Here is a 21,938-nt window from a genome sequence, read left to right as displayed (position 1 = left end):
TCAGGCGGCGACTTCGATGGTGTCTCCGTCAATGCGCACTTCAAAGGTGTCGATCGGCATCGATGCCGGCGGATTGATCGGCGAACCCGTCTCAAGGTCGAACCGGGCACCATGCACCGGGCAGGAGATCCAGCCGTTGCGCAGTCGACCGCAATCCAGCGCCTCGTAGGCATGGCTGCACAAGTTGCGGACCGCGAAGATCCGGTCGTTGGTGTTGCAGAGCAGGATTTCGTTGCCGTTCGCGTGGACGATCTTCTTGCTGCCTGCGGGCACTTCATCGAGCGTTGCCACGGCAACGAATGTCTTTTCGCTCATCGTTTCCATCGTTCTCATATGCTTGCGGGGCGATAGCCAGCTGTCCTGCAGTTCCTTACACCCTGACGCAAGCGCCGCTCGACGCCAGAGGGGCGCAGGCAACTGCAGTACAGTGCCGGGCAAACCGCGCGCATGCAGCAGCAAGGCCTCCAGATCGCAGGTGCCAGATCGCAGGTGATCGCCCGGGCGCTGCATCTACGGCCCCTTGTTCCGGCGGCAGGTGCTGGCTAACGCGTTTTACAGCTGTTCAAGACCGGGGAACGCATGAACTTCGAATGGACCGAGAACCAGGACGCCTTCCGGCAGACATTGCGCGACTTTCTCGCCGCGAATCTGCCTGACGACTGGGAGAAGTTCTCCGAGCATGGGCCGGCCTCACCCGCCCTGACCGCCTTTGCGCGTGACTTCTGCGCGAAGCTCGCGGATGCTGGCCTGCTCTTTCCGCACTGGCCCAAGGAGATGGGCGGGGAGGGGCTCGGCCCGTGGGAGCAGCAGGTCCTTGCCGAGGAAATGTGGATCGCCGGCGAACCGCGCGGCGGTCAGTACATGAACGTCAACTGGGTCGGCCCGACGCTGATGCGGTATGGAACGGAAGAGCAGAAGGCGCGCTACCTTCAGCCGATAACCGAGGGTAAGTCGCTGTGGTGCCAGGGCTTTTCGGAGCCCGACGCCGGATCGGACCTGGCGAGCTTGCGCACCCGGGCCACACTCACTCCAGGTGAATCCGGCGCCAACTACGTCATCAACGGTCAGAAGATCTGGACCTCCTACGCAGGGCTGGCAGATACCTGCTTCCTTCTCACGCGCACCAGCGACGACCGGAAGAAGGGCATCACTATTCTGCTGGTGCCGATGGATACGCCCGGCATCACCGTCCGCCAGATTCCGTCGCTGATCGGCGAGGGAGATATCCACGAGGTGTTCTTCGACGATGTCACCGTGCCCGAAGGCGCGCGCTTCGGCGAGGAGGGGCAAGCCTGGGAAATCATCGCCTACTCGCTGCGCAATGAGCGGCTCGGCATTCCGCGGTTCACGCTGGCACGTGCGGCGCTCGACCGGGCGGTAGCGATGCTGAAGGATGCCGGCGATTTCGATCGCGAGTACGTGAAAATCGAGGCGGCGCGCTGCGCGACGCTGTGCGAAGCGGCGGCGACCGCGAACTACGCCATCGTCCAGAAGCGAGTGGATGGGCTCGGCGTCGGGCCGGAGTCTAGTTCGGCTCGTTTTGCGACAGTAATGTGTGAGCGCGCGGTGTGTGAATTCGTGGTCGAGTTCGTTCCCGAAGCGCTGGCGGGTTCCTCGCCTTATCTCAAAATGCACCACCAGCGCGGGATCGTCGCCGGCATTGCCTCGGGCGCAGCCGAGATCCAGCTCAACATCATTGCGAGCGACGTGCTCGAATTGCCCAGGGAGCCGCGCTGATGCAGCTGTCGCTCAGCGAAGATCAAAGCCAGATCCTCGACTTTATAGACACTCTCGCCAAGCCTTACGCGACCGTGCCGATGCACGATCACTCGCTTGCGCTGACCAGTGCGGAACTGGACGAGGCGCTTGTCGAAGGCGGCTTCCTGGATGTCATGGCCGAGGAAGAGTTGGGCGCTGCCACAGCCGCACTCGTGGTCGAGAAACTGGCGCGCCTCCCGTTCGCGATAGAGGCGGCTGCCTCGGCGCTGGTGCGGCCGCTGATCGACGCTGATTTGCCGCGGCCGCTCTGCCTTGTCGAAGAAGGGCAGCTTCGCAAGCCCATACGATTCCTGAAGGAAGGCGCCACGGTGGCGCTCGTGGGTCCCTCGGGAGTGCGCAGCTTTACGGTCAGCGCCGACATGGTCCGCGGCGCTCAGGAAGACACACTCTATGCTTACCCGGTCGCATTCCTGACGCGTCTGCCGGACACGCTGACCGACCACGATGTCTATGCTGCGGAGATTACGCGGGCCTGGCGAGTCGCAGTAGCGGCAGAGGCATCCGGGCTCCTTGCAGCGGCCTTGCAAAGCGTGGTGACCTACGTGTCCGAGCGCAAGCAGTTCGGTCGGCCGCTCGCCACCTTTCAAGCGATCCGGCATCGTCTTGCCGAAGATCAGGTCATGACGAACGGTGTCTACTGGCTTGCGATCCGTGCGGCGGCGAGCGGCGAACCCGCTGACGCCGCGATGGCCATGTTGCATGCGCAGGACGCGGCCAAGCGAGTCGCCTACGACTACCACCAGTTCCTGGGCGGCATGGGCATGACGCTGGAGCATCCTCTGCACTTGTGGACCTACCGGCTCAAGCTGCTCTCCGCCGAACTCGGCGGCAGGGGTGCGCAGGCGCTGGCGGCGGCGGAGGCGCTCTGGGGTTAAGGCTAGGCCTCCGTCGCCGCGATCGGAGCGCTTCAGGTTACCGGAACGCTGCGCCCATCAAGCCACTGACGCAAGACCAGATAGCGACCGTGCAAAGCGCCGCGGTCATGGACACCGAAACCTAGAAGCGTGCCTTCTTCGCCCAGCGCTGCGGGCAGCCACTTTACGTGCTCCAGGCCGGCACGAAGTCCTTCGCGGGTGTGGTCGGTGGCTCTGGCGATGCCTTCTGCCACCAGTCGCCCCAGGTCATGCCCCTTGGCGGCGGCCAGTGCGCCCTCCGGCGGGATGTTCTTCGCGGCACAAAGCGCCTTGATGGTTGCGTTCGTGTCGCTGTGCATGTCGATGTAGGTCCATCCATCACAGATGCGCGCGAAGTCGCCAGAGTAGCCGCGCAGCCCGGCCGTGTTCATGATCTTGCAACCATCCCAGTCGGTCGCCGTCACTGCTTTGGCTACAGCGGGTGCTGTCATGCCGAGCCCCAGATAGAGCACGGCATCCGGTCTTGCGCCGAGTACAGTCGCCACTTCCTGCTCCGCGGCGTCAGCAAGCGGGGAAATCCCGGCCTCTGCGACCACGTCCAAGCCAAGAACGGCAGCCTCCTCCTGCAGGAACTTGAGGTGGCGCGTGCCGATGGGCGAGACATCGAAGACGACGCCTAGTCGACGGCATCCCACGCTCGCGAGATACCTTGCCATCACCAGCGGCTCATCCTCATGGCTGCCGACTTGGAGCTGGAACATGTACTTGCCGCGCGCACGCTCCGCTCCGGCCCAGTTGATAGTGGGAAGGCGCAGGCGCTCCACCAAAGGCGAGAGGACCAGTGCGTTTTCTCCGATCGCAGGGCCCACCACCAGCGCAACGTCTTGCGCCGCAAGCTCCTGATAGGCGCGCTCGATCGCTTCCGCGGTGCCCGAGGGAAGACCCAGGCCATAAGCGTGTACGAACTCGACGGAAGCGGTGATGCGGCCGCAGCGCTGCAGCGCCTGAACTTCGTGTTCAAGCCAGTCGCTTACGTCTCCCGGAGCAGGGCCGTCATCGGCCATGTCGTTGAGCACGCCCACGCGCGCGGTTGAGACCATCCGTGTCCTCCCGGTGGCACCCTCGCACAATCGCGGCCACCTCCGGCAGAATGATCAACCTGCGCGATGGCTGCATGCCCCGCCCCGGGCATAGTCGAAATTCACGTCAGGAGGTCAGGTCGGGCGTCCTGGCGCAGACCGGAACGCGGCAACTGCCTTATGGGGCTATCCGTTCCCGGGCGTTCCCAGCACACAGCGGAGCGCTCCATCGGTGCCGTCCGGCTCCACGCGGCGCAGGAAGCCGCTCGAGATGCGGTGAAGCTTCAGGCCGTTCAGCTTGCCGCTCGTCATCGTGACCAAATCGCCGGTGAGCAGGTAGCTGCCACGATCTCCGCCCGAACGATAGCTTGAGCCATGAACTACGGTGAAGTCGAACTCGTCGGCTGCCACGCGAATGGGGCCGCCTGCATCGCCCGGGAGTTCACAGGTGTAGATGCCGAGAGGCAATGTGCCGATAAGCCCGCCGGGCACCGCAGGGGGCGGAGCGGCAGCCATACAAGCGAGGGCCGCAAAGGCAGCGGGAAGGACGCGTCGCATGCTGGTATAGGTAGCACTGGAGCCGGGGAATTGCCACAGCGACCGCCAGGCGCTAAAGGCGGTTTCTTTCCGACATCACGGCTCTTTCCAGCGTAAGGCTTTTCCCATGAAGATCAGCGGCGTCGACATTCGCCCCGGCAATATTCTCGAATACGAAAAAGGTATCTGGAAGGTCGCCAAGACCCAGCACACGCAGCCTGGCAAGGGCGGTGCGTTCATGCAGGTCGAGATGAAGAACCTGATCGATGGCCGCAAGACGAACGTGCGCTTCCGCAGCGCCGATACCGTCGAGAAGGTGCGCCTAGACACCAAGGACTTCCAGTTCCTCTATGCAGAGGGCGAAGATCTCGTGTTCATGGATACCGAGAGCTACGAGCAGATCACGCTCCCGGCGGACCTTCTGGGCGATGCCGCCGCGTTCCTGCAGGATGGCATGCAGGTTCTGCTTGAGCTGTGGGAGGAACGGCCCATCTCGGTGCAGTTGCCTGAGCAGGTTGAGGCTACCATCGTCGAGGCCGACGCCGTGGTAAAGGGCCAGACGGCGTCTTCGAGCTACAAGCCGGCCGTTCTCGACAACGGTGTTCGCGTGATGGTGCCGCCCCACATCGAAAGCGGTACGCGGATCGTCGTCGATGTCTACGAGAAGGCCTACGTCAGAAAGGCTGATTGATGCGTCTCCTCCCGATCCTCTGCGCCGGTGCTGCGTTGATAGCAGCTCCGGCCTATGCCGCCGCTCCTAAGGGTGCATCCGCAAGGCCCGCGGCCGGGCAGAAGGAAGCGCCCGCAGAAGTGCAGCACGCGATGCTCTACCTGAAGGTGCTCATCAGTGCGCTTCAGGCGGACAAACTGGATCAGGGGATAAAGGGCGCTCTTGTTGGCTGTCTCTACAACAACACGCTCGGCACGATCACGGAGTCGATGGACAAGCTAATTGCGGCCAATCCCGACAAGGTCAGTCGGGATGATCCGAATCAGCTTTTGCAGGCCTTGGCCGCGGTTTGCGGTTTTCAGCCCGAAGCGCCGACACCGGCATCCAGCGACAAGCCAACCGGCAGATAACGTAGCGGCCATGTGGCCGCGCCAGCAGTACAAGGAATCTCATGGCCCTTTCCGGTCTCATCCGCGTCATGGAGAAGGCGGCCCGCAAGGCCGGCCAGCGTCTTCGTCGCGATTTCGGCGAAGTCGAGCACTTGCAGGTCTCACGCAAGGGGCCTGCGGACTTCGTTACCAAGGCCGACAGGGCGGCAGAGCGCACGCTCTGGGATGAGCTGCGCGCAGCTCGTCCCGAGTGGGGCTTCCTGATGGAAGAGGGTGGCGAGATCGAAGGGGACCCCGACAAGCCGCGGTTCATCATCGACCCCTTGGACGGCACCAGCAACTTTCTGCACAGTATCCCGCACTTCGCGATCTCCATCGCAGTGCAGGAGCCTCGGCTCGATGGTAGCGGCTGGGGCGATGTCGTTGCGGGAATGGTCTATCAACCCGTCACCGATGAGACCTTCTGGGCAGAAAAGAGCAGGGGCGCCTGGCTCCATGACCGCCGCTTGCGTGTCTCTGCACGACGCCACCTCGACGAGGCCTTGATCGCCACTGGAATTCCTTTCTCCGGTCATGGTGACATGCACCAGTGGACCCGAATCTATCAGGCGATTGGCCCTAGTGTAGCCGGCATCCGGCGCTTTGGTTCGGCAGCGCTAGATCTCGCCTGGGTTGCTGCCGGCCGCTATGAAGGTTTCTGGGAACAGGGTCTGAAGCCCTGGGATAGCGCTGCCGGCTGTTTGCTGGTGCGGGAAGCTGGCGGCTTCGTCTCGGACTTTCGTGGCCGTTCTCTGCCGATTTGCGACGCCGAAGTCCTGGCCGGCAACGACGCGCTTCACTCCCGCCTGCACAAACTGCTCGCGAACAGCCTCAAGGATTGAGCGCGCGGTCGGACGGCGTGGTCGCTCCGCCAAAATAGAGTGTCGGAAGAAGCGTCGACACGCTTGAACCGGAGGCAGAGCGCCGCTAAGCACGGCGCGCGCAGGTTGCCCCTGTGGCGGAATGGTAGACGCGATCGACTCAAAATCGATTGTCGCAAGACGTGCCCGTTCGAGTCGGGCCAGGGGCACCAGCAGCACACGTTCTCCGACGCGCCAGCGCGTCAGGGGCTGGGTGGTCCCGCCCTTCTGCGTCGTTCTTCCAGCATATCCCGCACCGCCTCAGGCGTGGCGGGCACGCGCGGTTCGCGCCCTCGCGCTGTGGCCTCCTCCTTGCTTACATAGATTCCGGTCCGGGCGACTGCGAGATAGTAGCCGTCGCCGTTTGACTGGCTTGGAGGGGCGTACGGAAAGGGTCGATCAGCCGAAATGACCGGCGCCGGCGTGTTTTCGATCCGCATTCCACTGCTGGCAGAGCCAGAGGCCGCGTTGGCGGTGGAAGCAGTTGCCGGTGGCCCGCTCGATGGATCCTCTGGCGAAAACAGCTCGACCATGAGAGCCACCAATATCGTGCCGATCGCGAAGTAACGGTAGCCGTTCATGCGGCTGAGTATCTCATCAAAGGCTGACTAGAATAGACCTTCACTTCAGCAGTCTATAGCCCCCGATGCATAGAAAGGGGGTTAACATACCTGCCTCTTGTGCGAGGTGTCGCCGGCTATAAGCGACGCTCCTTTCTCTACTCCTTTGCAGCGGGAGGCGCAGCTCTGTTCAGCGCCTTGAGCCATAGCGCAGGCGGGAGTAACCGAGATTTTACGCCTTGCGCCTAGGCATGCCTCCGGCCTCACCAAGAGCCAGGGACCCGGCGCACCTCATGATCCGATTGTTCAAGCACTACATACCCCATGCGGTGGTCCTGCTTTGGCTGGTCGACCTGGTGGCGTTGGTCGCAGCCAATGAGCTTTCCTGGCGGCTGCGCGCGGGGCAGATCGGAATAGATGTCGGCCCGGTGATGGATCGCGTCTGGCCGCATTTCGGCTTCGCGACGATGGTCGTCACCGCGATGATCGCCGTGGGGGTCTACGGGGGCGATGCGCTGCGGTCGATGCGGTTCGCTGCCGCGCGCCTGCTCGTCGCGATCTCTCTGGGCGTGATCGCCTTGTCCTTTCTCGATTTCCTCATCGGCAAGGAGACGTTCTGGAGGTCGACGCTGGCGTACTCGATGGCGCTGGCTTTCTGCCTGCTGATCGCCGACCGACTTATACTTGGCGGCTTTCTGGGAACCTCCGCGTTCCGGCGACGCGTGCTCGTGCTGGGAGCGGGTAACCGCGCGCAACGTCTGCGCGACCTGGGCGAGCGGCCGGAAAGCGGATTCGTGATCGTGGGCTACATCGGCATGAGTGAGGCTGCCCCGGTCATCGAGGAAGCCATCGCGCGCGCAGCGATCCACAACCTGACGCGCTTTGTGGAGAACCTCGGCGTCAGCGAGGTCGTGCTGGCACTGGAAGAGCGGCGCAACTCCCTGCCACTGAAAGACTTGTTGCGGATCAAGACGGCCGGCGTGCACGTCAACGAGTTCTCGAGCTTTCTGGAACGCGAGACAGGCCGCGTCGATCTGGACACCGTCAGCCCTAGCTGGCTTATCTTTTCCGACGGCTTTTCTTCGGGACGCGCGATTTCCAGCGCAGCGAAGCGTCTGTTCGACATTGGCGCCAGTGCGCTGTTGTTACTGCTCACCGCGCCGATCATCTTGATGTTCGCGTTTGTGGTTAAGCTCGACAGCACAGGACCTGCGTTCTTTCGTCAGACCCGCGTCGGTCTGTTTGGCCAAAGCTTTAACGTCATCAAGCTGCGCTCGATGCGTACCGACGCGGAAGTCGATGGAGCCCAGTGGGCTTCGCAGGACGACCCGCGCGTCACCCGCGTGGGCCGCTTCATCCGCAAAGTTCGTATCGACGAACTGCCGCAGACCTGGAGCGTGCTTAAAGGCGAAATGAGCTTTGTCGGGCCACGTCCGGAGCGTCCGGAGTTCGTGTCCGATCTGGAGGAGCACCTGCCCTATTACGCCGAGCGGCACATGGTGAAGCCCGGCATCACCGGATGGGCGCAGATCAATTATCCTTATGGCGCGTCGATCGAAGACTCCCGGCACAAGCTGGAATACGATCTCTACTACGCCAAGAACTATACACCCTTCCTCGATCTGCTCATCCTTCTGCAGACTTTGCGTGTGGTGCTCTGGAGCGAAGGCGCTCGCTGATGCAGGGCTCGCCCGCGGATCTGTGGAGCCTGGTTGCGCTTCTGCTGCACATGGCGGCAGCCATTGGCGCGGCCACGCTCGCGATCTGGCTTCTTCCTCGCGCGAGTCGGCTGGGCACCGCCGGTGGGGCGAGTGTCGTCGCACTTGCCCTTACGGCGGTGTGGTCTGTGGCTGAGGCGATAGAGCTTAGGGCTGTCGTGGCAGGACCAGTGCTGGAGACGAGCCGCAATCTCCTTTGGCTGCTTGTCGTTTACCGGCTGTTCGTGGGCGATGGCAGGGCCGCAAGTCTCGCGCCGATCCGCCCGGTGCTCTACGCGCTCACATTCGTGGAGCTGCTCTTGCTCGGGCTCGATCTTGGCTATGCCCGGATCGAGCCCGCCCTGGCGCTGCAAGGACCCGTGTTCGGGGTTGGCGTGATGCTTCGCCTGCTGGTCACCGTTGGCGCGCTCGTCCTCGTGCACAATCTCTACGGCGGTGCGCCACCCGACGCTCGGCGGGCGCTACGCTGGCCAGCGGCAGGCCTTGCGGCGGTCTGGGTCTTTGACTTGAATTTCTACACGATCGCCTATCTGAGCGGGGCGTGGCCGCACGAAATCGCTGCTTTGCGCGGTCTGCCGACGATAGTGCTGGTGAGCCTTTTTGCGATCGGGGCCAGCCACGGTCGCAACGCGCTGCGACTGCGACCCTCGCGCGCAGTCACGTTCCAGACGTTTTCACTGCTGCTGATTGGCGGATATCTCGTCGCCATGGTCATGATCGCACAGTGGCTCTCCTACTTCGGGGGCGACTTCGCGCGGTTGATCAATCTAGCCTTCCTCACTGTGACGAGCGCGGTTGCGTTGCTTGTCCTGCCGTCCCGCCGGATGCGAGGATGGCTGCGGGTGACTTTGGTCAAGCACTTGTTTCAGCACCGCTACGACTATCGCGAGGAGTGGCTGCGGCTGACACGTACGATCGGGGCGACAGGGCCAGACGCTCCGCCCCTGGGGGAGCGGGTGGTGCAAGCACTCGCCGATACTACGGGAAGCCCGGCGGGGCTGCTCCTGGTGTGTGACGAGAGCAGCGGCCCGGCGCTCGCTGCCAGGTGGAATTGGCCAAGCGCCACAGGAGCAGCCACGCTTGACCCGAGTTTCGCATTGTTCATCGAACGCGAGAACTTCATAGTGGAGCTTGACGGGATACGCGCGGGCTCCGGCAGCCTGCCGGGTGGCGTGGATGTGCCGAAATGGCTGCTGGAGGATTCGCGCGCTTGGGCCGTGGTGCCGCTCATTCACTATGATCGATTGGTCGGCGCAGCGGTGCTGGCGCGGCCCCCGCTGCCACGTAAGCTCGACTGGGAAGACTTCGATTTGCTGCGTGTGATCGGCCAGCAGCTCGCCAGTTATTTAGCGGAAAACGCCACCCAAGAGGCATTGGCGGAATCGTCTCGCTTTGACGAGTTCAATCGCCGGATCGCCTTCGTGATGCACGATATCAAGAATCTGGCCAGCCAGTTCAGTCTGCTCGCCCGCAATGCGGAGCTTCACGCGGAGAAAAAGGCCTTCCGCGACGACATGCTCGTGACCCTACGCAACTCGTCCGAGAAACTGAACGCGCTGACGACCAGGCTATCTCGCTATGGCAGCGGGGGCGTCGATAAACTGGACGAGGTCGCTGTGGACGAGGTCGCGCGGGCCGTTGTCGGGCGCTTCGCCGCGACAGGGCAGGTCCTGCTTGCCGAATGTGAACCTTTGCGTGCGACGGCCAACTGGCACTCACTGGAGCAGGTGCTGGTACACCTGGTTCAGAATGCTCTCGACGCTAGTGCGCCGGGCAGCCCTGTGCTCGTGTCTCTGGTAGCCGAAGGGCGGCAGGCTCGGTTCGATGTGGCGGATTCAGGGTCCGGGATGTCGCCGGAGTTCGTTCGCACTCGCCTGTTCAAGCCTTTCGTTTCGACGAAAAACGGAGGTTTCGGCATCGGTGCTTTCGAGGCGCGTGAACTGGTCCGCGCCATGCGAGGGCGGTTGGACGTCGACTCTCGAGAGGACCTTGGCACCCGCTTTGTGGTGCGCCTCCCGCTCGCAGTGGCAGATACCACGTACGACGACGCCGGTTTCGAGCCGACGCTCAGGAGTGAGAAGGCGGCATGAGTAAAGACACCAAGAGTCCGTCGCTTCCGAAGCTCCTCGTGGTCGAGGACGACGCCGGGCTGCAGGCTCAGCTCAAATGGTCCTATGGGGACTTCGAGGTGTTCGTCGCGGGCGATCGCGCGTCCGCTCTCGCGCTTCTGCGTGCCGAGACACCGGATGTTGTGACGCTTGACCTGGGCCTTCCACCAGATCCGGATGGAGTAAGCGAAGGGTTCGCCGTGCTAGACGAGATCATGGCGATCAAGCCGGACACCAAGGTCATCGTCGCCTCGGGCCACGGCGCACGCGAAAGCGCTCTTCAGGCCATCGCGCGCGGGGCTTACGACTTCTATCAGAAGCCGGTGAACATCGATGCGCTCGGACTCATTGTGCGTCGGGCGCTGGAGCTGCACAGGCTCGAGCAGGAGAACCGCAGGCTCGCCGCCAAAGTGGAGAGCGGCGAAAAGGTTCTGGGCCGCCTGATCACTGCGGCGCCTGAAATGGTGAAGGTCGCGCGCACGATTGAGCGGGTCGCCAACACCAACGTATCCGTCATGTTGCTGGGTGCGAGCGGCACCGGCAAGGAACTGCTGGCGCGGGGCTTGCACGATGCGAGTGACAGGGCAGGGGGCGCATTCGTCGCGATCAATTGCGCTGCGATTCCTGAAAACCTTCTTGAGAGCGTGCTGTTCGGCCACGAACGCGGTGCCTTCACAGGGGCGGTGAAAACCACTCAGGGTAAGATCGAGCAGGCGGCGGGCGGCACTCTTTTTCTCGACGAAGTCGGCGACATCCCGCTGCAACTGCAGGTGAAGCTCCTGCGCTTCCTGCAGGAGCGCGTGGTCGAGCGGATCGGCTCGCGCACCTCCATCGCCGTGGATACCCGGATCGTCTGCGCCACGCACCAGAACCTTGAGGCGATGATCGCCGAGGGGCGGTTTCGCGAGGATCTCTACTATCGTTTGGCCGAGATCGTGGTGCGCATCCCCCGTTTGGCCGAACGACCGGGTGACGCAACGCTGTTGGCCAAATCTTTCCTGCACCGCTTTGCCAAGGACATGAACCCGAGTGTGCGCGGCTTTGCGGTCGATGCGCTCGCTGCCATCGATGGCTGGAGCTGGCCGGGCAATGTGCGAGAGCTGGAAAATCGCGTGAAGCGTGCGGTTATCATGGCCGACGAGAAGCTGGTACATGCCGCCGACCTCGATTTGGCAGCGCCGGGTGAAAATGCTTCGAACGCGCTGAACCTCAAGGGCGCGCGCGAGCAGGCCGATCGCAAGGTCATCCGCCACGCGCTGGCGCGCAGCGAGGGCAACATCTCTTCCACCGCGAAGATGCTCGGGATCAGTCGCCCGACGCTTTATGACCTGCTCAAGCAGTACGACCTCCAGAGCTAAGCGAGCGTGGGGAGCGGGGTTCCGTCCGCTCGTCGCGTTTGCCGCGCTGGCGCTGACGTCCTTCGCCGGTCGTGCGCAGGAGGAAACAGGCGCAACGCTTTTTGCGGCGGGGCGCCAGGCGCTGGCTCGCGGCGACGGCATCGATGCCGAGGTGAAGTTGCGCGCCGCTCTCGATCAAGGGCTGCCGAAGGAGAGCGTCGCGGCTTGGCTTGGCGCCGCCTACTTGCGTCAGGAGGACTTTGCGCGAGCGCGCCACTGGCTCGGCCCGGGAGCATTCTCATCGGAAAGTGCCGCGGAAGGTTTCCGGCTCTTGGCGCGGCTGGAGCAGATAGACGGCAATCTGCCGGCAGCCGGCGCGGCATATGACCGGGCACTGGCTATCACCCCCAACGATGCTGTACTGTGGGTTGAGATCGGCAGGCTGCGGTACCGCGGCGGTGAGCATCTGTTGGCAATTGAGGCGGCCAACCATGCCCTTGCGCTCGATCCCCGCAATGTTCGTGCTCTGGAATTTAGCGGCGAGCTCGTGCGTGATCGGGTTGGTCTGCTGGCAAGCTTGCCGTGGTTCGAAGCCGGGCTGAAGCAAGCACCTGATGATGTGCCGCTTCTTATCCAGTATGCCGCCACTCTGGGTGAGCTTGGCAGAGCAACCGATATGCTTGCTGCCACTCGGCGCATCCTAAAGGTCGATGGCAGCAATCCGCGTGCCTTTTACCTGCAGGCGGTTCTCGCGGCACGAGCGGGAAAGTATGAGCTGGCTCGTGGACTGCTGGCGCGTACGGGCGGTAAGCTCGACGACACTCCGGGTGCCCTGCTACTGGAAAGCGTACTCGAACTGGCGGCTGGGAACCCGCAAGCAGGGGCGGAGCTTAGCGAGCGGTTGCTCGGCCTTCAGCCTGGCAATGCGCGCGCGCAGCAGGTGCTTGCGCGCGCGATCTTCCTTTCAGGGCAATACCGCTATCTCACTCTCCGGTTCCGAGACGAGATCACTCGAGAGGACGCCTCGCCGTATCTCCTGACCCTTGTTGCGCGCGGGCACGAGGCGCTTGGAAATCGAACACGGGCGGGAGAACTGCTGGACCGCGCAGCAGCTCGTCAACGCGCCAGCTTTCGGATTTTGCCGGGAGGTAGCGTGGTGGGTGCTCTGATGGCGCAGGGCCGCTCACAGGACGCCCTCGCAGCTGCCGAACGCGACCTGCTGTCCCGGCCGGGCTCCTACGAGGCCCAATCATTAGCCGGTGACGTGCAACTCGCGCTCGGTCACCCCGAGGCGGCGCAGCAGCTTTACGCTGCGGCGGGCAGCATTCGCATGTCAGAGAACCTGCTTGTGCGACGGGTGCAGGCATACGTTGGCGCTGGAGACGCCGCAAGCGCTGCGCGAATGGTGCGCGCGTACCTCGGTCAACACCCACGCAGCCGCATCGCGCTTCGCCTTGAAGCGGGGGCCGCGCTGGCTGCAGGCGATCTACGGCGGGCAGAGGCGATACTGCATTATCTCGCGCGCACGGGCGGCGATCGAGATGTCCAATTGCTCACCGACCTGGCACTCGTACAACTGCAATCCGGCGCAGCGGAGCAGGCCGTTCGCTCCGCCGAGCAAGCGTACCGGCTACAGCGCGCCAGCGGGGTCGCGGCGCAGGCACTGGGGCTCAGCTACGCGACACGCGAAAGCCGACGGGCGGACGCCGCCGCTCTGCTGGACAAGGCGAGGCAGATGCTGGGCGACACTGCTCTTCTGGCAGAAGCCCGCAGGCGTATGGATCGCAGCTTCCAAAGCTGAACCTTCAGGCTTTCGGCTGGTAAGTCTGCTCCGGCCCCGGGAAGCTGCGCTCGCGTACTTCCCGCGCGTACTGAGCTGCGGTGTCGCCGATCATGCCAGCAACATCGCCGTACTTTTTCACGAACCGCGGCACTCGCTCAAACATGCCGAGCATATCTTCGGTGACAAGTACCTGACCGTCGCACTGTGCCGACGCGCCGATGCCAATGGTGGGGATCTCAAGGGTGTTGGTGAGGGCTATCGCGATGGGCTCGATCACTCCTTCGATCACCACCGCGAAGGCCCCGGCGGCTTGAACAGCTTGCCCATCCGCGATGATCTTGGCGTGCTCTTCCTGGCTGCGCCCGCGTGCCGCATAGCCGCCGAGCGCGTTGACCGCCTGCGGCGTGAGACCCACGTGCGCCATCACCGGAATGCCGCGCTGGGCCAGGAACGCGATGGTTTCGGCCATCGCATGTCCACCCTCCAGCTTCACGGCCGCGGCGCCTGTCTCTGCCATGATGCGGCTGGCAGCGGCGAAGGCGGTTTGGGGGCTCGCCTCGTATGAACCGAAGGGCATGTCCACGACGACGACCGAATGGTAGCTGCCGCGCACAACTGCGGCGCCATGGGCAATCATCATTTCGAGCGTGACGGGCAGGGTGGATGGCAGGCCATAGATCACCTGCCCCAGCGAGTCTCCAACCAGCAGCAGGTCGCAGTGGGGGTCGAGGAGTTGCGCCTGTCGCGCGGTGTAAGCGGTCAGCATCACCAGAGGGTCAGCTGTCTTGCCTCCCATTTTCCGCCGCTGAATGGCAGGGACGGTGAGGCGCTTCATCGGCTGCGGCGTGGGATTTGCGCGACTGGTCGCGGTGTCGAGTTGAAAGGTTGTGGACATGCGACGACTTCTAGCGCTGTTGCGGAAATGACGCAAAGCCAGCGAATGCCGCGCGATTGCCCTTGCCAAGCGACTGCTTGCCGCTAGCGTCCCGCCATCCATGCGTTTTTAACCGGGGGTTCCCGCATGTTCGGTCGCGTAAAGCCGCTTGATGCCATTTTGGCGACAGCGGAAAAAAAATCTCTTCATCGTTCGCTTGGCCCGGTGCAGCTCACCCTTCTGGGTGTTGGCGCCATCATCGGCACCGGCATCTTCGTTCTGACCGCAGCCGCGGCGCAGAAGGCCGGGCCAGGCATGATGTGGAGCTTTGTCATCGCCGGTTTCGTCTGCGCGGTGGCGGCGCTCTGCTATTCAGAGCTTGCATCGATGGTTCCGGTCTCGGGATCGGCTTACACCTACACTTACGCGGTTGTCGGCGAAGTGCTCGCCTGGATGGTCGGGTGGGCGCTTATCCTCGAGTACGCGGTAGCTGCGTCGGCGGTGTCGGTGGGCTGGTCTGGCTACTTCATGGGGCTCTTGCGAAGTTTGACCGGGTTCGAGTTACCAGCCGCCCTGTCGGCAGGGCCGAGCTGGTCGATGAACGGTATCGATTTCAGCACCGGCGTCATCAACGTGCCCGCCATCGTGGTCGCGCTCGCGGTGACTTTGCTGCTTATGCGCGGCACGAAGGAAAGCGCCACGTTCAACGCCGTACTGGTAGCGATCAAAGTCGCAGCGCTGACGATGTTCGTGATCCTGACGGTGCCGGCTATCAGGGGCGAGCACTTCGCTCCGTTCACTCCGAACGGCTGGTTCGGGCCGGCCGGAACCACCGGCCTCGGCGTCGTAGGTGCCGCCGCTTCGATCTTCTTCGCCTATGTCGGTTTCGATGCGGTCTCCACTGCTGCCGAGGAGACCAAGAACCCGCAGCGCAACGTACCGATCGGCCTGATCGGAAGTCTCGCGATCTGTACGGTGTTCTATCTCCTCGTTGCCGCAGGAGCGATCGGTGCGGTCGGCGCACAGCCGACCTCGCTTGGCGTGCAGCCTGGTTCCCCGCAGTTCGCCACGGAATGCGCCGGGCTGGCTCAGCAGGGGGACGTCCCGCTGGTCTGTTCGAACGAGGCACTGGCGCATGTGCTGCGGGCGATCAATTACACTTGGGCGGGCGATCTCATCGGTCTGGCCGCCAATCTGGCCCTACCTTCGGTCATCTTGATGATGCTCTACGGGCAGACGCGTATCTTTTTCGTCATGGCTCGCGACGGTCTGCTGCCGGAGAAGCTTGCAACGGTGCACCCGAAGTGGAAGACACCGCACATCGTGACGCTGATCACGGGTGTTTTCGTCGCGATCGCGGCGGCGCTGCTGCCGGTCGGTCAGCTTGCCGACATCTCGAACTCGGGGACGCTGTTTGCGTTCTTCATGGTCTCGATGGCGGTGCTTATTCTTCGCGTGCGAGATCCACACCGCGTTCGCCCATTCCGCACTCCGCTCGTCTGGATCGTCGCGCCCGTGGCGGCAATCGGTTGCGTGTTGCTCTACTTCAACTTGCCGCCAGAGGCGATGCTGGTCCTGCCTGTTTGGGGCATGCTGGGTCTGGTGTTCTACTTCGCCTACGGTCACCGCAAGAGCCACGTCGGGCTTGGCCGGATCGAGGTTCATGAAGACGACGCAGACGTTCCGCACTCTGCCGTTCCGCCCATGCCGGGCGCTAGCATCGACTGAGGCGTCCGATGGAGCGGTCTGCACAGATGATCGCACGAGCCGGACCGCGGGAATCCGGTAGTGTGTCATCTGTGTGTTTATTGTATGACGACGGTGCCTGCGGTCTTGCTCTCGGCAGACCGCGGGGCCAGAGGCTCGCGAAATCTAATTACAGGGTGACGCAAGAATCATGATCCGGTCCGTGCGCAAAGGGCTGTTCCGAACAAACGTTCCTGGAATTGGAGAGTGCGCTCGGGTCGACATGCGCGCCGGCGATGCCGCGCCGTACCTAGAGCGGGAAATGTACGTGATGCTCGGGTTTGAGCCCGCCTTCGAGATGTTGCCGTGTAAGGACAGGGTGGAACTCGGCGGCAGGGAACTGGCGCGATAAGCTTACCGCAGGCATCGTGGGGGGCGCGATCGGCGCACGCCTGCAATCCTGCGGTCATGACGTCGCGCCGTAATGTCAAATCATTGCTGTTGACCGGAACGATTGACGTTCTGCTCTTCCAATGAGAGCCCATGAACGGCTGACATGTGCAAGTGTGCAGTCGACGGGAGAGCATACGTCTTTTGAAGGTCACCAAGCCTCTGCGGCTGTCGGCTTACGCGGCCTTGCTTTTCATCGCGATCGGGCTGGTTGAGCTTGTTGCCAGCCTCCTGTTCTATCGTCAGATCGATGAGCAGACTCTGCGTGAGGATCATGCGCGACGCGTCGCTGAGATGCTGGTGGTCAGCGACAGAGTTCACCGTCTGAGTCCCAGCCTTACACCTGCGGTCATGACGTCGCGCCACCTCCATGTCACGATCTCGCGTGAACCGCTCGTTCCTCGCTCGATGCCATCCGAGGTGTTGCAAGCGATGAGCCGGCAGATTGTGCGATGGGAGCCCACGCTGGCGGGTAAACCCCTGCACCTCGCAATACGACGGAGCTTTGCGGGCCGGCGCGACCTCGTGGGGTCAATGCCGCTTGCCGGCGGCCGCTGGCTCAACTTCGAGTCGCGGGATATCTCCTCTATGTGGCCAATCGCCTTGCGCGCTGCATGGATGACGGCCGTCACTGCCATTGTGTGCCTCATCGGCGGGCTGCTCGCGATCCGCGCGCTCACACGCCCGCTGCGGCGCATGTCGGAAGCTGCCAAGGCCATAGGGCAGGGCCAGCGGGTTAGCATCCGCGAGGAGGGGCCAACCGACTTGCGCAACCTTGCGCACGCCATGAACGAAATGCAAGATCGCATTGCCGGGTTGCTTGAGGATCAGGCGAAGTCATTCGAGGCTATAAGCCACGACTTGCGTACGCCCTTGTCACGGCAGAAGGTGCTGGCCGAGCTGCTGTCCGATGAAGAGCTGAGCCAGTTACTTCTTGAAAGCGTGGACGAGATGGATGCCATGCTTCGATCACTGCAGCAGTTCCTGCGAGCGCAGCATTTGCAATCCCTGCCCGAGCCGGTCGACCTTCTGGCAACGCTGCAGGAAATGACAGAGCATCTCGGTTCGCGTGTGCAGCTTACAAGCGAGGGGGACCCCTTGGTGGAGACATATCGCGAGCCCCTCGTTCTCTCACTTCAACCGCTGATCGAGAATGCGGCTCTCTACGGCGAGCGTCTGGACGTGCGGATACAGCGCGAGGAGGGCGATTGGATCATCGAGATCGAGGATGATGGGCCAGGTATTCCTCATGAGCACTTCGGCGACGTGCTCACACCGTTCTTCCGGTTGGATGAAGCGAGAGGCCGTACCACCAACGGTTTCGGCCTCGGCATTCCTACAGCTCACCGCCTGCTGACCCGCTTCGGCGGAGCACTGCACCTCTCGCAAGGGGCAGAGCGGGGGCTGCTTGTGCGGGTGCAGGTCCCGCGGGCGCATTGATACTGCTACCGTAAGCAAGAACGATCAGACGCTGGCCCAGGCAAGGCAACCAGCGGCCAGGTACGAATTGCTGACCAGAAGCGCGCCGTGTCCATACAAGCCGCTTGCGCGCTCTGGCTTCTGCCACTCGATGGCCCAGACTCCTCGTGAGGCCCACAGGACCCGACCGCCGGATGTTCCGACCGCGTTGAAGATCTGCCCGTCAGACATCTCGGGCCGGAAAACTGCAATCGCGGTGCGCGCATCCGTTGCCGAACGCGCCGCCCACACCCCTCCAACGAGGGCCAGGGTTGTCATCGCGACGGCAGCAGCCGGGCCGCCGCCCGTCCCGCTGCTGCGTCTCCGCTTTATCAGAGCGCCGAGAACGATCGGCAGGACGCCGAACAGAGCAAACCAGAGGGCGTCCCAGAAAAGCGGATTGGGGCTGTCCAACCTGATGCGGTGAATGCCCAAGAGCCAGTGGGAGAGAACGCTGTCCACCACGTGCCAGGAGCCGAATCCGATGAGGCCATTCCCAAGGATGAGCCTGCCGACCGCGGGACGGCCCAAGCTGTGTCGGCTGCGTATGAGCATGGTCAATCCATAGCCGGCGATCACGTACATCAGCGCGTGAAACAGGCCATCGAACAGAACCTGGTTGCGAATGTCACCCACGCCATCGACCAGGCTGAGAAGGTGATGCCATTGCAGAATCTGGTGAAGAAGGATTCCATCGAAGAAGCCGCCAACACCAAAACCCAACAGATAGCCTGAACGGCTGAGGCGGCGGTAGCCTTGCTCGGCTGTGGACATGGCGCTTCCCTCCAGCGGTACAGGAGCAACGATGCACCTTGCCGGCTGTTCCCAGACGGAACCATGGTGCTTGGCCGACGTTCCGCCAGCATCTGCCGCGTTTACGTGGTCGCACCGATCGCCGGCCGGCCTTTACATTTACATTCGCGCAAGCATGAGAGGGGAGACTCCTTGGCTATTGTCCATGAGCCGAGAACGAGGCGAGCGATTCACCCGCTGCACGCGGTATTTCTCGCTTCGAGCGTTCCGCTATTCCTGGGAACGCTTCTGAGCGATTACGCCTACACTTCGACGTACCACATCCAGTGGAGCAACTTCGCTTCCTGGCTCCTGGTTGGCGCCATGGTGTTCACCGGCCTTGCGCTGCTGTGGAGTTTTGTCTCGCTGCTGCGTGCACATAGGCGGAAGGGAACGGTTCTGGTCACCTTCCTGTTGTTGCTGGCCGTCTTTGTACTGGGGCTCATCAACGCCTTCGTTCACGCGCGTGACGCCTGGGGCACCATGCCGGAGGGTTTGATCCTGTCCGTCATCGTATCGGTGCTCGCGGTCGCAGCCACATGGGCGGGTTTTTCCACGCTTCGTACGGGAGTAACGCGGTGAAGACTCGCGGTCTTTTGATAATCCCCGGCTCGCTGGCGCTGCTGGCAGGTTGCGGCGGCAATGATGTGGATCCGGTCCAGCAGGGTGCAAACCCAAGCCTTCCCGAGCAGGAGCGCGGCCTTCTTCCCTCCATGAACATCGCGGAGCCCACACCTTGGGGGAACGAGCGGCCGACAGTGCCCCCAGGCTACAATGTCACCGCCATTGCGACCGGGCTTGGTATTCCGCGCCAGACGCTGGTGCTTCCCAATGGCGACATTCTGGTGGCTGAAGGGCGAGGGGGCAGCGCTCCGGCACTTCGGCCCAAGGATATCATCGCCGGCTTCATCAAGGCCAAGGGAACGACTTCGGTGGAGAGCGGCGATCGTTTGACGCTGCTTCGCGACAGCGATGGCGACGGGAAGTACGAGGGCCAAACAGTCTTCGCCGATGGCCTCAACGCACCCTACGGCCTCGCACTTGTGAATGATCGCTTGTACGTCGCGAACCAGGATGCCTTGGTGATGTTTCCATACCGCATAGGTCAAACGCAAGCGTCCGGCCCTCCCGTCAAGATCACCGACCTGCCGTCCGAGATCAATCACCACTGGACCAAGGCTCTGGCGGCGAGCCCTGACGGGCGCTTTTTGTACGTTGGCATTGGCTCCAACAGCAACATCACCGAACGAGGCATGACGGCCGAGGCCAACCGGGCAATGATCTGGGAAGTGGATGCGACGACGGGTGCTCACCGACCGTTCGCAACCGGGTTGCGCAACCCGACGGCACTCGCGGTGCAGCCCGGCTCGGGCAAGCTATGGGCTGTCGTGAACGAGCGCGATGAGCTCGGGCCCAACCTTGTGCCGGACTATCTGACCTCGGTGCGTGAAGGCGGCTTCTACGGATGGCCCTACAGCTACTGGGGGCAAAACGTCGATCCGCGCGTGCGCCCGCAGAACCCACAGAAAGTCGCTGCCGCTATAGAGCCCGACTATGCTCTGGGATCGCATGTGGCTACCCTCGGGTTATCGTTCTCCACGCCTGCGATGGGCAGTGCTTTCACGCAAGGGGCCTTCGTTGGTGAGCACGGTAGCTGGAATCGCAGCAAACCTTCCGGCTACAAGGTTGTGTTCGTGCCCTTCCGTGGCGGGCAACCTGCAGGCGCACCCGTGGACTTCGTGACCGGATTTCGCGGCTCGGATGGCAAAACGCGGGGGCGCCCGGTGGGCGTGACGGTTGATCCTCGGGGCGCACTCATCGTTGCCGACGACTTGGCAAACGTCGTCTGGCGCGTAACGCCAGAGCGGCAAGGTCCCGCTGCGGTATCGCCAACCGCTGTGACGCGGGGCACTGCGGAATCTGCTGGGAGCGCTACGCCCTGACGCGGCACGGGCCGTGCTGCGAAATCATCGATGCAGCGGTGAGGGCAGTCTGAGGGCCGCAGGAAAGTGGCAGCTCGATAGAACGGAACTCGTTGAGCTGAATTGGCTCTCACATATACGAAAGGGGCCGGAGCGAACGTGTCGCTCCGGCCCAACCCGTCTGTTGAAAACTCAGGCCGATCAGTCGGCGGCCGGCTCTTCCGTCGCCGCTGCCTGCGCGTTCGTATTCGCTTGAGCATCGGCGCCTGCGGGAGCGGTCGCGCCACTCTGCGTTGCGGCCGCGACGGCGGATTTGAACTCTGCCGCGTTCATCGTCAGCGCCAGGCCACCTGTGGGCGCCATCATGAGGTACTGCTTGGTGACGGTGACGGGGTTGCCGTCGGCGAGAGCGATGGTGATGTTGTCGCCGTCGATCTTCTGCACCGTTCCGATCATAGCGCCATCTTTGCTCTTGACCGCTGCGTCCACCACCAGAGCAGCCTGCAATGCCGACGAGGTCTGAGCCTCAGCCGCCGCTACGGCGGCGTTGAGCTGATCGCGGCTCATGCTGATCAGCAGACCCTTGTCGTTGTTGCCGAATGCCGCCAGCGGCAGCGTGGCGCGCTTGGTACCCGTATTTACCACGACGTTTGCGGGATCCACCTTTTCAACCGTGCCAACTTCTGCGCCCTGCGGACCGTAGACCTTCGCGCCTACTGCCGGCTTTGTAGCCGCAGCGGACGTAGGTGCGGTCGTTGCTTGCGCGTGAGCAGCAAGCGGCGACAGAGCGACAGCCGCCAGTGCGGCGGCTACGAGTGGCTTCTTCATTGCATTCTCCTAATCGAGCATGGAAACTTTGGTTCGATAAACGCGAAACGCTCCCACCCGTTCCGCCGGTAGGTAAAACCCGGTCTTGCCGGCGCTCGCGGTGATCCTTTTGATACCGAGTATCCGTCGGTCGAACCTACGTCGGCGCACGCGAGCTACCAACACGTTTCCCATTCCCGCTTGCTCAATTTAGGGCAACTGAACAGCGCGTTGAA

The 21,938-nt window shown here is 63.0% G+C and carries 20 protein-coding genes and 1 tRNA gene; 14 read left to right on the top strand and 7 right to left on the bottom strand.

What is annotated here, in order from left to right:
* Positions 1 to 315 carry a Rieske (2Fe-2S) protein gene (locus ABVV53_RS05355; protein ID WP_353983341.1) on the bottom strand — a complete coding sequence of 105 codons (315 nt, stop codon included), beginning with the start codon at positions 313 to 315 and terminating at the stop codon, positions 1 to 3.
* A 264-nt stretch (positions 316 to 579) separates the two neighbouring features.
* Between ABVV53_RS05355 and ABVV53_RS05350 the strand changes: the two genes are divergently transcribed.
* The gene (locus tag ABVV53_RS05350) at positions 580 to 1,737 is read left to right on the top strand and encodes an acyl-CoA dehydrogenase family protein (RefSeq protein ID WP_353983340.1); all 1,158 of its coding nucleotides are present in this window, start codon (positions 580 to 582) and stop codon (positions 1,735 to 1,737) included.
* Positions 1,737 to 2,654 carry an acyl-CoA dehydrogenase family protein gene (locus tag ABVV53_RS05345; RefSeq protein WP_353983339.1) on the top strand — a complete coding sequence of 306 codons (918 nt, stop codon included), beginning with the start codon at positions 1,737 to 1,739 and terminating at the stop codon, positions 2,652 to 2,654. The genes ABVV53_RS05350 and ABVV53_RS05345 overlap by 1 nt, the downstream gene beginning before the upstream one ends.
* A 32-nt stretch (positions 2,655 to 2,686) precedes the next feature.
* On the opposite strand, the gene ABVV53_RS05340 is transcribed toward ABVV53_RS05345, so the two are convergent.
* Together ABVV53_RS05340 and ABVV53_RS05335 are read right to left on the bottom strand one after the other, a co-directional pair.
* Complete coding sequence (locus tag ABVV53_RS05340) at positions 2,687 to 3,733, bottom strand: ABC transporter substrate-binding protein (protein WP_353983338.1); 1,047 nt, start codon at positions 3,731 to 3,733, stop codon at positions 2,687 to 2,689.
* 165 nt (positions 3,734 to 3,898) lie between these two features.
* Positions 3,899 to 4,228 carry a hypothetical protein gene (locus ABVV53_RS05335; RefSeq protein ID WP_353983337.1) on the bottom strand — a complete coding sequence of 110 codons (330 nt, stop codon included), beginning with the start codon at positions 4,226 to 4,228 and terminating at the stop codon, positions 3,899 to 3,901.
* Between the two features lie 148 nt (positions 4,229 to 4,376).
* Between ABVV53_RS05335 and efp the strand changes: the two genes are divergently transcribed.
* From efp to ABVV53_RS05315, 4 genes are all read left to right on the top strand, one after another.
* Positions 4,377 to 4,940 (top strand): elongation factor P, encoded by a 564-nt coding sequence (gene efp / locus ABVV53_RS05330; RefSeq protein WP_353983336.1) that lies wholly within the window; start codon positions 4,377 to 4,379, stop codon positions 4,938 to 4,940.
* Positions 4,940 to 5,329: a hypothetical protein gene (locus ABVV53_RS05325; RefSeq protein WP_353983335.1), complete on the top strand. Its 390-nt coding sequence runs from the start codon at positions 4,940 to 4,942 to the stop codon at positions 5,327 to 5,329. Before efp ends, ABVV53_RS05325 begins: the two co-directional genes overlap by 1 nt.
* A gap of 41 nt (positions 5,330 to 5,370) precedes the next feature.
* Positions 5,371 to 6,189, top strand: a complete 819-nt coding sequence (locus tag ABVV53_RS05320) for an inositol monophosphatase family protein (protein WP_353983334.1) — start codon at positions 5,371 to 5,373, stop codon at positions 6,187 to 6,189.
* Positions 6,190 to 6,296: 107 nt separating this feature from the next.
* Positions 6,297 to 6,380 (top strand) — tRNA-Leu (locus ABVV53_RS05315).
* Between the two features lie 30 nt (positions 6,381 to 6,410).
* Here ABVV53_RS05315 and ABVV53_RS05310 read toward each other — a convergent pair.
* The gene (locus tag ABVV53_RS05310) at positions 6,411 to 6,788 is read right to left on the bottom strand and encodes a hypothetical protein (protein ID WP_353983333.1); all 378 of its coding nucleotides are present in this window, start codon (positions 6,786 to 6,788) and stop codon (positions 6,411 to 6,413) included.
* 272 nt (positions 6,789 to 7,060) lie between these two features.
* On the opposite strand from ABVV53_RS05310, the gene ABVV53_RS05305 reads away from it, so the two are divergent.
* Genes ABVV53_RS05305 through ABVV53_RS05290 form a run of 4 tightly spaced genes read left to right on the top strand, consistent with a single transcriptional unit; the run spans position 7,061 to position 13,731 of the window.
* Positions 7,061 to 8,446, top strand: a complete 1,386-nt coding sequence (locus tag ABVV53_RS05305; RefSeq protein WP_353983332.1) for a TIGR03013 family XrtA/PEP-CTERM system glycosyltransferase — start codon at positions 7,061 to 7,063, stop codon at positions 8,444 to 8,446.
* Complete coding sequence (gene prsK / locus ABVV53_RS05300; protein ID WP_353983331.1) at positions 8,446 to 10,575, top strand: XrtA/PEP-CTERM system histidine kinase PrsK; 2,130 nt, start codon at positions 8,446 to 8,448, stop codon at positions 10,573 to 10,575. Before ABVV53_RS05305 ends, prsK begins: the two co-directional genes overlap by 1 nt.
* The gene (gene prsR, locus ABVV53_RS05295) at positions 10,572 to 11,951 is read left to right on the top strand and encodes a PEP-CTERM-box response regulator transcription factor (protein WP_353983330.1); all 1,380 of its coding nucleotides are present in this window, start codon (positions 10,572 to 10,574) and stop codon (positions 11,949 to 11,951) included. Before prsK ends, prsR begins: the two co-directional genes overlap by 4 nt.
* Positions 11,917 to 13,731, top strand: a complete 1,815-nt coding sequence (locus ABVV53_RS05290) for a tetratricopeptide repeat protein (protein ID WP_353983329.1) — start codon at positions 11,917 to 11,919, stop codon at positions 13,729 to 13,731. Before prsR ends, ABVV53_RS05290 begins: the two co-directional genes overlap by 35 nt.
* A 4-nt stretch (positions 13,732 to 13,735) precedes the next feature.
* Here the strand turns inward: ABVV53_RS05290 and panB are convergent, their stop codons facing one another.
* A complete protein-coding gene (panB, locus tag ABVV53_RS05285; RefSeq protein WP_353983328.1) occupies positions 13,736 to 14,608 on the bottom strand; it encodes a 3-methyl-2-oxobutanoate hydroxymethyltransferase in 873 nt (290 codons plus the stop codon).
* A gap of 126 nt (positions 14,609 to 14,734) precedes the next feature.
* Between panB and ABVV53_RS05280 the strand changes: the two genes are divergently transcribed.
* Together ABVV53_RS05280 and ABVV53_RS05275 are read left to right on the top strand one after the other, a co-directional pair.
* Positions 14,735 to 16,315, top strand: coding sequence for an amino acid permease (locus tag ABVV53_RS05280; RefSeq protein ID WP_353983327.1), 1,581 nt, complete (start codon positions 14,735 to 14,737; stop codon positions 16,313 to 16,315).
* 552 nt (positions 16,316 to 16,867) lie between these two features.
* Complete coding sequence (locus tag ABVV53_RS05275; RefSeq protein ID WP_353983326.1) at positions 16,868 to 18,163, top strand: ATP-binding protein; 1,296 nt, start codon at positions 16,868 to 16,870, stop codon at positions 18,161 to 18,163.
* A gap of 24 nt (positions 18,164 to 18,187) precedes the next feature.
* Here ABVV53_RS05275 and ABVV53_RS05270 read toward each other — a convergent pair whose 3' ends face one another.
* A complete protein-coding gene (locus tag ABVV53_RS05270; RefSeq protein ID WP_353983325.1) occupies positions 18,188 to 18,955 on the bottom strand; it encodes a DUF2243 domain-containing protein in 768 nt (255 codons plus the stop codon).
* A 171-nt stretch (positions 18,956 to 19,126) separates the two neighbouring features.
* Between ABVV53_RS05270 and ABVV53_RS05265 the strand changes: the two genes are divergently transcribed.
* Entirely contained in the window at positions 19,127 to 19,555 is a 429-nt protein-coding gene (locus ABVV53_RS05265; RefSeq protein ID WP_353983324.1) for a DUF2231 domain-containing protein, read from the top strand.
* Positions 19,513 to 20,916, top strand: a complete 1,404-nt coding sequence (locus ABVV53_RS05260; RefSeq protein WP_419956745.1) for a PQQ-dependent sugar dehydrogenase — start codon at positions 19,513 to 19,515, stop codon at positions 20,914 to 20,916. The genes ABVV53_RS05265 and ABVV53_RS05260 overlap by 43 nt, the downstream gene beginning before the upstream one ends.
* Positions 20,917 to 21,096: 180 nt before the next feature.
* Here ABVV53_RS05260 and ABVV53_RS05255 read toward each other — a convergent pair whose 3' ends face one another.
* Positions 21,097 to 21,723 (bottom strand): hypothetical protein, encoded by a 627-nt coding sequence (locus ABVV53_RS05255; protein ID WP_353983322.1) that lies wholly within the window; start codon positions 21,721 to 21,723, stop codon positions 21,097 to 21,099.
* Positions 21,724 to 21,938 lie beyond the last annotated feature (215 nt).

Origin of the sequence: Novosphingobium kalidii (assembly GCF_040534015.1) — a bacterium.
In the GTDB taxonomy this organism is placed as follows: Bacteria; Pseudomonadota; Alphaproteobacteria; order Sphingomonadales; family Sphingomonadaceae; genus Novosphingobium; species Novosphingobium kalidii.
Note: the sequence above shows the minus strand (reverse complement) of the source record. Positions and strands in the feature narration are given on the sequence as shown.